Raw genomic sequence first — 12663 nt, forward strand, 5'->3', positions numbered from 1 at the left:
TTTGCCTGTCCCCTTTCCATGCCCCAGGTTTTCATCCCTTGAATTGACTTTCAAAGGTGCCGTTGATATCCTGATTAGTTATGAAATCTGGAACCATCATCGAATACATAGATCAGCAGAAGCTGATATGCGCCGCGGTGGCTGACGTCAAAGGTAAACGCCTGAGACTCATCACCGAAAGCGATAAAGAGGTGAGCCTTTCCGCCTCCCGCATATCCCTGACCTCGGACGACGCCCTTTCTGAATCGGCCAGCCGCGCCACCATGGTGGAAGCCCTCAAGGCCACCGTCGCCCGTCGTGAATCCCTCAAACAGGAGATCGATCTCAAAGAGCTGTGGGAACTGCTCAATGAAGAAGGGGAGTGGATCGATCTCACAACCATGGCGGAATACTGCTTCTCCGAAGCCGTGACCTCCGACCACAAGTCAGCCATCATCCGGGCGTTCTTCGAAAACCGGACCTGGTTCAAGTTCGACCACGACCGCTTCCTCCCCTACACCCCGGAGCAGGTGGAGCAGATGCTCGCCAAGAAACGGGAAGAGGAGAGGCGCCTGAAGGTCATCACCGAAGGGGCAGCCTGGCTCAAGGGCCTCCTGGGAGACAAAAAGCCCGGCCCCTGCGAGCATGCCATGGAGATCATCGCCTGCCTCAAAGGGTGGTACATCGAAGAGCGGGAGAGCCGCCACTTCGACATGGCCAAGGCCATCCTCGCAGAAGCCAACATCTCCTCCCATGAAACGGTCTTTCGTCTGCTGGTGAAACTCGACGTGTTCGACGAAAACGAAAACATCGACCTCATCCGCATGGAGGTGCCACGGCACTTCTCCGACGAGGTGCTCGCTGAAGCGAAACGCCTGGTGGAAGAGGCTCCGGCCTCCTACGAGGGCAGGCGGGACCTCACCCACCTGTCCACCATCACCATCGACGGCAGGTTCACCACCGACTACGACGACGCCGTCACCATCGAGCGCCTGGACGACCGCAAGACCCTTTTGGGCATCCACATCGTGGACGTGGCAGAGTCCGTCAAACGGGGCAGCCTCATCGACAAGCGGGCCCTGTCCCGCGGCAGCTCCATTTATATGCCCGACCAGAAAATCCCCATGCTGCCCTCGGACCTCTCGGACAACCTCTGCAGCCTGGTGGAAGGCACGGTGCGCCCCTGTATCAGCGTGATGATCACCCTGAACCGGTTCCACGCCGTGGAGGACTTCGAGGTGGTGCCCACCGTGGTAACCGTAAGGCGTCAGCTCACCTACACCGGGGCCAACACCCTGGCCAAGGAGGGGGACGAGGACCTGTCCACCCTCATCAAGATCGGACAGGCCTTCCGCAAGAAGCGCCTGGACAGCGGGGCCGTGCACCTGAGCCTGCCCGAGGTCAATGTCCACCTGGATGAGGAGGGCACCCCCGTCATCTCCACCGTGGACAGGGAGAGTCCCTCCCGCATGATGGTGGCAGAGCTGATGATCATGTCCAACTGGCTCATGGCAAGCTTTCTGGCCCGTCACAACCTGCCCTCGTTCTTCCGGCTCCAGCCCGATCCCAAAGAGCGGCTGTTCAAGGGGGAAGAAGCATCCCTCTACCTCAACTGCATGCAGAGGAAACAGCTCTCAAGGGCCCACATCAGCCAGAAGGCGGGCCACCACTCCGGCCTTGGCCTCGACGCCTACACCACGGCCACCAGCCCCATCCGGCGCTACTACGACCTTGTCTCCCAGCGCCAGATCCGGTCCGTCATGGGTCTGGAGGAGCCGTACACCGAAGATGAGGTGGCCGAGGTCTCCCAGCACCTCGACATTCCCATGGGCAGCATCGGTCGCATTCAGTCCAACCGGCGCCGCTACTGGATCCTCAAGTGCCTGGAGTCCAAAATCGGCGAACGCGTGGAAGGGCTGGTCCTGGACAAGCGCCGCCACAGCTTCCAGGTCCTCCTGCCGGACTACATGATGGAGGTGATGCTCCCGGCCAGCGGCCTGAGCCTCAAATCCGGGGACATGGTCCAGACCGTTATCCAGCACGCCGATGCGCGGAAAGACAATCTGGCGGTGTTTGTTGGGTAGTGAGTAGTGAGTAGTGAGTAGTGAGTAGTGAGTAGTGAGTAAAAAAATGGGATAGTGTGCTTGTGTCAAGGGCCTTTCCGGGCCTTAAGGATCGGTGAACCAAGCACCGGCCAGACCGCCCCGCTCCTTGCCTCCACCTGGTTCAGCATAAAAAAGCCCTGCCGATTCATCGGCAGGGCTTTTTGTTTTGACAGGTTGGGCCACCTTCATGCTGGCGCCACCACTTTTAATGATCTACAGTGCCCCCATGAAACCATGGTATCTCTACATCCTTGAATGCGCGGACGGCACCTTGTACACAGGCATCACCACCGACCCCGAGCGGCGCCTTGCCGAGCACAATGCAGGTGTGGGTGCCCGGTACACCCGGGCTCGCCTCCCCGTGACCATGGTCTACCAGACCTCGGTGAAAGACCGATCCGAAGCATCCCGCCTCGAATACCGCATCAAAAAATTGTCCCGGAAGGCAAAGCTTGCGATGATAAGGGCAGGAAAAACAGGTCATAGGTCATAGGTGGCCGTTTTTCACGGCCACCCATGCATCATCACTCAAGGGCACACGTTCTACCCGTCTTATGCCTGAAAGGCTTTTTCAGCTTTAGCGGCCACGGAAAGGCCGCTGAAAAAACTTCGGGTTTCGGAGAAAACCACCTTGCTCAGGCCCAGAAGGCCAATGAGGTTGGGGATGGCCATGAGGCCGTTGACGATGTCGGCCAGGGTCCAGATAAGGCTGAGGTGGAGAAAGGAGCCTGAAGCCACCAGAACGATATAGACCAGCTTGTAGGGTTTGATGCCCTTGATCCCGAAGAGGTACTCGGTGCAGCGCTCCCCGTAGTAGTTCCAGCCGAGGATGGTGGTGAAGGCGAAAAACATCAGGCCCACGGTGACCACATACTGACCGATGCCGCTTCCCATACCGATGTTGAAGGCGGTGTTGGTCATGGCAGCCCCGGCAAGGGACGGATCGTTCCAGGTGCCGGTCATCACCAGGACCAGGCCGGTTAAGGTGCAGATGATGATGGAGTCGATGAAGGTGCCTGTCATGGCGATGAGGCCCTGACGCACGCAGGAGTTTGTTTTGGCGGCGGCCGCTGCGATGGGCGCGCTGCCCAGGCCTGATTCGTTGGAGAAGACCCCGCGGGCAATGCCGCTTCGCATGACCATGATCATGGTGACGCCCGCTGCGCCCCCGAAGGCGGCTTCGGGGTTAAAGGCGCTCTGGATCACCAGGGAGACGGCGGCCGGAATGCTCGACAGGTTCAGGATCAGGACCACGGCAGAGGCCAGAATGAAAAAGATGGCCATGAAGGGCACGATGGCCGAGGCCACCTGGGCGATGCGTTTGATCCCCCCGATGGTGACAAGGGCCACCAGCACGGTGAGGACCGCTGCCGTCACCGGAACAGGAATGTGAAAGCTCAGCAGGGCCGCGTCCTTGATGGCGTTGACCTGGGCAAAGGTCCCGATGCCGAAGAAGGCCACGCCTATACCGAACAGGGCGAACATCTTGGCCAGGAATTTGTTTCCGAGGCCCCGCTCAATATAGTACATGGGGCCGCCGGACATCTGCCCGTTTTCATCCACCACCCGGTATTTCACGGCCAGGAGCCCTTCCGCGTACTTGGTGGCCATGCCGAAAAACGCGGCCACCCACATCCAGAAGATCGCCCCGGGGCCTCCGGCCTTGACGGCGGTGGCCACCCCCACGATGTTTCCGGTACCGATGGTGGCGGAAAGGGCGGTGCAGAGGGAGGCAAAGCTCGACACATCTCCCTGGGCCCCGTCGCCATGGTCCTTGCTGAAAAGGTACTTGATGGCCAGGGGCAGCTTGGTGATCTGCAGCAGGCCAAGGCCCACGGTGAGATAAATCCCGGTTCCCACAAGGAGGATCAGAAGGGGGGGCCCCCAGACAAAGGAATCAATCGTTCCCAAAAGTTGTGCAAAATTTTCCACAGTATCATTCCTTTCCAGCCCGTGTGCGCACAACAAGGCAATGCACAGGGCATGATCACGGCGTTTGGCTGCCGCTTCAATAATGAAATAAGATGAATAATGTGGATGAATGGATCGGTCTGCTAAGAGAAAGGCGTAAAAAAGAGGCACTACCAACTGAGGTTACTTCAGTTTTCACGACAGCCCGCACGCACCGGATTCGATACCGGAGGTTCTGATCTGCCATGCCACTCTGTCCCTTGTACCTGAGAGTTTCACCACCGCCCGTGCGATACGGTCCGGCAGCTTGCTCCTTCGGCGCTCAATAAAAGCGGCTCCGCACAACCCTTGGGTTGTGCAGAGCCCCCCGAATATTGAGACTCTCCAGAGGCTCGTCCAACAGCAGTCCCTTTTACCTGAAAGATTTACTTCTTCGGTGCCTTTCCATCGCATCGCACTCGCAACAACGCGCCGAAAGGTCTCTCCTGCTGTTTTCATCCGAGTTGTCCCCGCAGCGCATCCGGGCCATGCCCGAGGCGCCGCAGGTAAGGCACTTCTTCTACACCTTCTGGAGAATTTATCAAGCCCTGAACAGTCGCTGCGCCAAAAATCAAAGAATGTGCACACGAATAAATCATAAAAAAGAAAAACAATGGAACAACGCCACACACAACTGAACCGTGGGGGGCCCGTTTATGAACCCGGCCCCTTGTCCACGGGACCGTTCCACTGGTGACCGCACACATTGCAGACCCACCGCCTGCGCCGGAAAAAGCAGGGGATGCCCAGGAAAACCAGCAGCAAAATCCCACGCCACATCCGAAGCCGCCACCCCACGTTTCGCTCACAATCCACGTCAAAGCTTTCGCACCGCGGGCACCGCTCCTCAGTCTCCGCCAGGGGGTCCCGATATCCCAAGACGGCCAGGGCATCCTGGCGATCCGATGCAAACACCCGCAGTTTCACGCCACCCACGGCCAGAGAGTACCAGGGATGAATGCCCACCAGGTTGTCGTCAAACACAAAGGCCTCGATGCCGCTGGATTCAAGCTGGGCCTTGGCCAGATGGGCTTCGTGGGGTGCGGTAAAGGTCGCGATAGTAACCAGGGATTCCTGTGGCATCATGCCCTCGCTTTGGTTGTGGCCGAAGCCGTTTCAAAAGGGGTCAGGCAAAACAACAGATCAAAAAAACAGCGGGTAGGTCCGGGGCAGGATCGCCGTGTCCCTGGTCTGTTTTGCCTGTCCCTTTTTTATTTTTAGGGGTCAGGCAAATAAACGAAACCATGGGTGATGGCCGGGCCCAAGAACTAAGGTACCATGCCCTCGACTTCCTCGCCCCGCCAATTTTTGCCTGTCCCCTTTTTTTAATCCACGTTCACATGGCGATTCAGAGAGATGCCGTACTTTTTCATTTTGCTTCTTAACGTATTGGGGTGAAGGCCAAGGCGTTCGGCGGCACCGTTGGGGCCTGCAATTTTCCCCTGGCACAGGACGAGGGTTTTGCGAATCCAGGAGGCAGCCATGTCGTCAAAGGTTCCGGACCGGGGCTCCGTCACCTCCCAGGCCTTTGTCTCCGTTCTGGGTGCGGGCCGATTCAAAAGGGCTTCAAAGCGCAAAGGACGCCCGCCGGAAAGGATGAGGGCCCGTTCCACAAGATTCTGCAACTCCCGGACATTGCCGGGCCAGTGATAGTCCATCAGAGCTGTCAGGGCGCCCTCGTCAAGGCGCGGGCGATACGGCAGGTTCATCTCCCGGGTCTTGCGGAGGATAAAGTGGTCCACCATGGCCGGGATATCCTCGGTTCGCCTGCGCAAGGGAGGAATCCCCAGGGGAAACACATGGAGACGAAACCAGAGGTCCGAACGGAACGTCCCTTCGGCCACCATGGCCTCCAGGTTCCGGTGGGTGGCGGCAATGATGCGGACATCGGCCTGCATCACCCGGGTGCCGCCCACCCGCTCGAACTCCCCGCTCTGGAGCACCCGAAGCAGCTTGACCTGGGCGGCCATGGGCAGTTCTCCGATCTCATCGAGGAACAAGGTCCCCCCTGCGGCCCGCTCAAACCTCCCCACCGAGGTTTCAAAGGCCCCTGTAAACGCCCCCTTCTGGTGCCCGAACAGCTCGGAGTCCATAAGGGACTCGGGAATGGCCCCGCAGTTTAAGCGAATGAGCGGGCCTTTGCTGCGGGGCGAGAGCTTGTGGATCTCTCCGGCCACCACCTCTTTGCCTGTCCCGGTCTCTCCAAAGAGCAAAACCGGGCTGTCGGTGGGGGCCACCTGCTCGATGAGGCGCCGCACCTCGCTCAGCCCCCCGTAGGCCCCGATCATGACGTCACCGGCCATCTGCCGGGTGTCGCGCTGAAGGGCCTGATGATCCCGGACCAGGTCCTTGAACCGCATGGCATTGGCCAGGGCCATGCCAAAGGGCTCGCAGATATCCGTCATCACGTCAAGGTGGCTTTCGTTGTAAAGGGACTCCCCGGCCGCGGCAAGGATCAGGTTGCCCATGATCTCCCCCTGATTTTTCAGAACGCAGGAGATGGTGCAGCACAGGTTTCGGGAACCTTCGGGACGATTTCGGACCGAGGGAAGCCAGTGTTTCACCAGCCCCATGAACTCTTTGTTGATGGGGTGGGTATGATCGCGGATCCAGGGGGTGGGGTTTTGGAGGGATTCTTCGTGCCAGGCCCCCATCATCTCCCAGGTGCCGTCGGAGATGGAGATCATCTCATCAAGTCCGATCCCTCCCTCGGCACAGGCAAGGGAGATGACCCGCGCTTTTTTCTGATCATAGTCGTAGGAGGTAATGAACACGCCGTCCAGGGGCATGATCCCCTTGAGGTAGGTGTACGCATCAAAGAGGGCGGACTCCAGGTCCAGGCTGCTGAAGATACGTCGGGCGACTTCTCGAAACCGGTCGGACACAATTCCTCCATTCCGTACTTAAACGATATTTCGTGCATTGGTCACGATATCTCGTTTACCACATCAGTCGCCCAACCCGCAACCCCTCAATAATACTCAATCTGAAACCCTGGCATGATATTTGGTTTATCTCATAGGCAGAATATTCGGAACCCACAAGTCAGGATCCACCTTTCCAAGTCCGAATCTTCGCTGTGCCGGTGGAATCCGAAAGTCAGGCATTCACGTTTCCGTCTCCTTGCCTCGTGCAAGGGATGGAAATTCCCCCCTTGCCCCTTGCGGATTCCTCCGGCGCACATTTCGCCTGTAGCACCACCCCGGCAAAGGCAGCAGCCCGGCCCCGATGTCAGGGCAATGGAACGCTCAGCGGAACGTTCCGAACGTCGTTCTTTAAGACGTACGCGGTCCGCAGACACCACGTAAAAAAACGTCCTGCCAACGCCGCGCAATAAAACGCCGGACCACAGGGCGTCACAAACATCCCGCCCCACAGGGATCTTCACATGATTGCCCGACATGGTGAAGGCCCTCCCACCCGGACAGGCCGGCCAGGCTCCCTGGCCTGGCCGGCCATTTTTAAAAGAACACCGAAACAGGTAGGAAGTCAGCTCAAACAAGCTTCCGGCGGGTCGCTTTTTAAAAAAAGCTCCGCAAAAACGTTCCGGTAACCAAGGTGCTTCTCTTCAGTCCCTGCGGGCCAGAAGAAAAGCGCTTTGATACACGAAAAAAGAGAGGAGCCTCTCCTGCAAAAGCAGCTGCCACATGTCTCACATCACGCGAATGCACCGATAACGCGGGCAGAATGGTTGCCTCCATGCATTCGCCACAGAATTTCCAGGTGCCTCACCTGACCGCCGGAGTTATTCAGGCTAGAATCAAACGAATCCCATATGCATTTCTTCGTGTCTCCAGAAGAATGAAATTGGCCTCTCCTGCAAAGGCGGTTGCTATATGTCACACACCACGCGAATGCTCTGATAACGCATGCAGAATGGTTGCCTCCATGCATTCGCCACAGAGTTTCCAGGTGCCCCACCTGACCGCCGGAGTTATTCAGGCTAAAATCAAACGAATCCCATATGCATTTCTTCGTGTCTCCAGAAGAATGAAATTGGCCTCTCCTGCAAAGGCGGTTGCTATATGTCACACACCACGCGAATGCTCTGATAACGCATGCAGAATGGCTGCCTCCATGCATTCGCCACAGGGTTTCCAGGTGCCCTCACCTGGCGGCCGGAGGCCTGCTTTTTCCACTCACGATAACCATAGAAGTGTTTCCGGGTTATGGCCTGAGGGTCACCTCATGATTGAACACCGCCTCCGCGAACCTGTCCAGCACCCCATACAGGCTGTAAAGGCTCTCGATCTCCACATGCTCTTGGTCGGTGTGCTGGCTCATGTTTCCCTGGGGCCCCCAGATGACCCCGGGTGTGCCGGTCCGGTTCAGGAACCGGGCGTCGCTGGACGCATGCTCGGCCACTTTCTCGATGTTCCCGGCCAGCTCTGCCAGGTATCGGGTCACCGGTCCGTCCCCGCCGTTGAAGAGGGTATCCACGGAGACCACCTCCACCTCGGAGGCCACGTCGGCCCGTATCGCCTCAATGAGGGCGTGGGGGTCGTCGGCCTCGGTGTAACGGATATCGAGCTTTGCCCGGGCCTCGCCGGGCACCTGGTTCACGGCGCTGCCTCCCTGGATGCAGCCGATGTTCAGGGTTCGGTGCCAGTGGTCCTCACGGGTCTCCATAAAGTGACGCCGCACCCTCACCAGATCGTCCAGCAGGGTATCGATGGCATTGTCCCCAAGCCAGGGGCGGGCCCCGTGGGCCCCTTTGCCCCGGGCGGTGAGGTTGAGCCGAACGATCCCTTTTTCCCGGACCACCAGGCGCTCCGGGCTTCCGCCGTCCAGGGCCACGCAATAATCGCAGGACACGCGCTTCAGGGCTTCTCCGGCCCCGTTAAATCCACCGGTTTCCTCATCGCCTGTCAACAGCACGCCAAAGGGAAGGGCCTCCTGACCTTTGCCTTCCGCCCTCAGGCGGTCGAGCCACGCTTTCACAAGCACCATGCACAGGGCCACGGCGTATTTATCGTCCACGGCTCCCCGGCCGTAAAGCCGCCCCCCATCTTCCCGGGGGGTAAAGAGCTCGTCCCCTGCAGGTACCACATCAAAATGGGCCATCAAAAGCACCGGTGCGGCGTCGGCAGTGGGTGTCACCCACAGGGAGGGTGTACCGTTTACCTCCATGCGATTTACGGTGAGGCCCGCCTCGGTCAGCCAGCGTTCCGTAAAATCGGCGCAGGCCGTAATCTCATCCGGCCGATCGGCCACGGAGCGAAATTGAATCAGGCGTTTCAACAGGGGAACCATCTCGTTCATACTCACACATCCTTATTCTCAATGGCCACATCCACCGGGGCATCCCTCACCCGGCACACGCGCCCGTTTTCCGACAGCGACGCGAAAAGACTCCGCCAGCGGGAAGACGGGCTCCCCACCGGGCGCATCATAAATCTGAAGCATGGGGACACCACGCTCCGCCTCTCCGTTCGCCCGCCGTCGCGCTCTTGCTGACACCACCATTAAAGGAGAGGATTCCTCCTGTTGTATTCCAAAGAAAATCAGCGAGCAAGGACCTGATGGAGAATAGCTCGCCGCGAGGAAAGCAAACTTCGCCTTTGAAGCGCGATTCACTTTGTGATAGCCTTTACAACAAAGATCACCAAGCCTTCCTGCGTTTAAAGTAAAGAGCAATCAAAAAGAAGCACATAACACGACCAGGCGACCCGTTCCGGGCACCCGATCATCCGCACAAAGGAAAAATCCATGAGCCCATCAAGCGTGTTGAAACGCACCCTGTTTTTCCTCTTGTTTCTCTTTTTTGCCACATCCTGCAGCGGCCCCGCCGAAGAGGCCCCCCAGGAACCCACCAAAATAAAAGTGGTCAAACCGGAAGTAAAAAACCCGGACACCTTTGTCTTCGAAGATTACGGAACGGTTCGGACCCTTGACCCCGCATGCGCCTACGACAATGTCTCCCATCAGCGCATCATGAACATCTACGAGCCTCTTATAGCCTTTGACGGCTCGGCCACCGATGCCTTCGTGCCCGTCCTGGCTGAAGAGGTCCCCACCGTGGAAAACGGCGGCATTTCGGACGGCGGCAAGACCTACACCTTCAAAATCCGCAAGGGCGTCACTTTCCACGCAGGGGGGACCCTTTCCCCCGAGGACGTGGCCTACTCCCTCAAACGCCACATGGTGGTGGACCAGGACGGCGGCCCCATCTGGATGCTCCTGGAGGCCCTGGTGGGTGAGACAAGCACCCGGACCAAGGGAGGCACCCTGAAACCCGGTATCTTTGAAAAAATCGATGCGTGCGTTGCCGTTTCCGGCGACACCGTGGTCCTGACCCTGCCCCGCCCCTTTCCCCCGCTGCTGGCCCTCCTTGCCTACGCCAACTGCGGCGCCATTCTCGACAAAGAGTGGACCATTGAGCACGGCGGCTGGGACGGCACCCTGGAAACCGCGGCAGCCCACAACAACCCGGCCTTCGGGGCTGAGCCGTTGCACCACATCACCAACGGCACCGGCGCATACACCATGCTGACCTGGGAGCCCTCCAAGGTTTTTATCTTCCAACGCTTCGACGGCTACTGGGGCGAGGAGCCCGCCTTGAAGACCGCCGTCATCCGGTACAACAAAGAGTGGAGTTCCCGGAAACTGGCCCTTCAGAACGGCGACGCGGACCGGGTTCTGGTGGACACCCAGTACCTGTCCGAAGTGCAGGCCATGAAAGACGTGGTGATCCACGCCGTGCCCCAGCTCTCGGTGACGGCAGCCCTCTTCTGCCGCCAGGTCAACCCCGAGGCCAACCCTAACATCGGCAGCGGAAAGCTTGACGGGGAGGGGATCCCCCCAGACTTCTTTGCCGACCCCCACGTGCGAAAGGCCTTCCTCCACGCCTTTGACCGCGGCACCTACGCCAAGGACGTCTGGGACGATCGCGTGGTCATGCCCACCAGCCCCAACGCCAGCGGCATGCCTTACAACATCCGTGTCCCCATCTACGACTTCGACCTGGAAATGGCCAAAGAGGAAATGAAGCAGGCCTGGGGGGGCGAGCTGTGGAAAAAGGGCTTCAAGATGGTCATCACCCACAACACCGGCAACGCCCAGCGGGAAGCCGCCGCCCACATGCTGGCGGAAAACATCATGAGCCTGAGCCCCAAGTTCCAGATCGAGGTGCGCAATGTGGACTGGAAAGACTACACCGTGGCTTACCGAAAGTACCGGTATCCCATCTTCATCATCGGCTGGGGCGCCGACTACCCCGACCCCGACAACTTCATGTTTACCTTCATGAGCTCCGAAGGGGTCTACGGCAAGTACATGGCCTATGAAAACGAAGAGGTGGACCGCCTCTGCAAAGAGGGCCGATTTGAGGTGGACCCCGAAAAACGTCGGGTCATTTACGAGCGCCTCCAGAACCTCTGGTATGAAGAGGCCATTGGCTGCATGATCTACCAGAAAATCGACAACTTCGTTTACCGAAGCAATATCAGAGGATTCGTCCCGCACCCCATGCTGGACACGGCCTGGGAGGATCTCAAGCGGCTCTCCAAATCGCACACCACCCAATAACCCCGGGGAGCCAGCCATGACAGCCTACATCACGCGCCGCCTGATGTTCCTTTTCTTTGTGCTGTTCGGGGTGTCGGTGCTCATCTTCGGGCTTCTCATGACCTTCAGCCCGGAGAGGCGGGCCGCCGCCTACGTCACCACACCCCAGCAGGCCGAAGACATCCCCAGGATCGTGGAGCAGTTCGGGCTCACCGACCCCTTCCCGGTGCAGTATGCCCGCTGGGTCAAAGAGGTGGCCTCGGGCAACCTGGGATGGTCCCTGGTGGCTGCCCGGCCCGTCACCGAGGCGTTCTGGGGCTACTTTGCCGTCACCCTGGAGCTGAACCTGTTTGCCTCTCCCCTGGTGATCCTCATTGGCATCTGGCTCGGGACCCTCTCGGGGGTCCACCGGGACACCTGGCTCGACCACGGAACCCGCATTGCCGCCATCATCGGCTGGTCCCTGCCCACCTTTCTCTTTGCCCTGGTGCTGCTCATGGTCTTCTACGGCTATCTGGACCTTTTTCAGCCGGGCATCGTCTCCACCCACACGGCCCTGTGGGTGGCCAGGAGCCCGGATTTTATCCGCTACACCGGCATGTACACCGTGGACGGCATCTTAAACGGCGAGCTGTGGATCACCGGTGACGCCCTGGCCCACCTCGTCCTGCCGGTCATTACCCAGATCATCGTGGTGGTGGCCCTTCTCATGCGGGTGATGCGATCGGGCATGATCGAAGAGATGGGCAAGGACTACATCATCACCGCCCGGGCCAAGGGAGCCGACACCCACACCATCACCCGGGCCCACGCCAGGCCCAACGCCCTGATCCCCGTCATCACCGTGGCAGGCCAGCTCGTGGCCCTTGCCATGGAAGGCTCCATCGCCGTGGAGGTGGTCTTCAGCCGCCAGGGCATGGGGTGGTGGCTGGCTGAATCCGCCACCCAGCTCGACATGCCCGTGCTCATGAGTGTCTGCATGTTCATGGGGGTTGTCTTTGTGGTCTCCAACCTTGTCATCGACATCCTCTACGCCAGGGTCGACCCCAGGATCCGGCTCACATAACACGTGGCGATGCCCGGATCGCCACCGAAGCGACGCAGGGACGGCACCCACCGGCAC

General features: G+C 59.2%; 8 protein-coding genes and 2 riboswitches. Of the genes, 4 read left to right on the top strand and 4 right to left on the bottom strand.

The window, feature by feature from the left end; genetic code table 11:
* Positions 1-80: 80 nt before the first annotated feature.
* Together MSL71_RS03100 and MSL71_RS03105 are read left to right on the top strand one after the other, a co-directional pair.
* Positions 81-2063, top strand: a complete 1983-nt coding sequence (locus MSL71_RS03100; RefSeq protein ID WP_180137194.1) for a ribonuclease catalytic domain-containing protein — start codon at positions 81-83, stop codon at positions 2061-2063.
* Between the two features lie 247 nt (positions 2064-2310).
* A complete protein-coding gene (locus tag MSL71_RS03105; RefSeq protein WP_180137195.1) occupies positions 2311-2577 on the top strand; it encodes a GIY-YIG nuclease family protein in 267 nt (88 codons plus the stop codon).
* Positions 2578-2636: 59 nt separating this feature from the next.
* On the opposite strand, the gene MSL71_RS03110 is transcribed toward MSL71_RS03105, so the two are convergent.
* From MSL71_RS03110 to MSL71_RS03125, 4 genes are all read right to left on the bottom strand, one after another.
* Positions 2637-4016: an alanine/glycine:cation symporter family protein gene (locus MSL71_RS03110; RefSeq protein ID WP_180137196.1), complete on the bottom strand. Its 1380-nt coding sequence runs from the start codon at positions 4014-4016 to the stop codon at positions 2637-2639.
* Positions 4017-4246: 230 nt separating this feature from the next.
* Positions 4247-4385: riboswitch (glycine riboswitch) on the bottom strand.
* A 3-nt stretch (positions 4386-4388) separates the two neighbouring features.
* A riboswitch (glycine riboswitch) is annotated at positions 4389-4493 on the bottom strand.
* A gap of 195 nt (positions 4494-4688) precedes the next feature.
* Complete coding sequence (locus MSL71_RS03115; protein WP_180137197.1) at positions 4689-5120, bottom strand: putative signal transducing protein; 432 nt, start codon at positions 5118-5120, stop codon at positions 4689-4691.
* Between the two features lie 239 nt (positions 5121-5359).
* Complete coding sequence (locus MSL71_RS03120) at positions 5360-6919, bottom strand: sigma-54 interaction domain-containing protein (RefSeq protein WP_218950935.1); 1560 nt, start codon at positions 6917-6919, stop codon at positions 5360-5362.
* Positions 6920-8201: 1282 nt separating this feature from the next.
* Entirely contained in the window at positions 8202-9296 is a 1095-nt protein-coding gene (locus tag MSL71_RS03125) for a M20 family metallopeptidase (RefSeq protein ID WP_180137198.1), read from the bottom strand.
* 447 nt (positions 9297-9743) lie between these two features.
* Here MSL71_RS03125 and MSL71_RS03130 point away from each other — a divergent pair, with 447 nt between their 5' ends.
* Both MSL71_RS03130 and MSL71_RS03135 read left to right on the top strand, forming a co-directional pair.
* Positions 9744-11561, top strand: coding sequence for an ABC transporter substrate-binding protein (locus MSL71_RS03130; RefSeq protein ID WP_180137199.1), 1818 nt, complete (start codon positions 9744-9746; stop codon positions 11559-11561).
* 16 nt (positions 11562-11577) lie between these two features.
* Entirely contained in the window at positions 11578-12606 is a 1029-nt protein-coding gene (locus MSL71_RS03135) for an ABC transporter permease (protein WP_180137200.1), read from the top strand.
* The last annotated feature ends 57 nt before the right edge of the window (positions 12607-12663 follow it).

The organism is Desulfoluna butyratoxydans (genome assembly GCF_900699765.1).
GTDB lineage: Bacteria > Desulfobacterota > Desulfobacteria > Desulfobacterales > Desulfolunaceae > Desulfoluna > Desulfoluna butyratoxydans.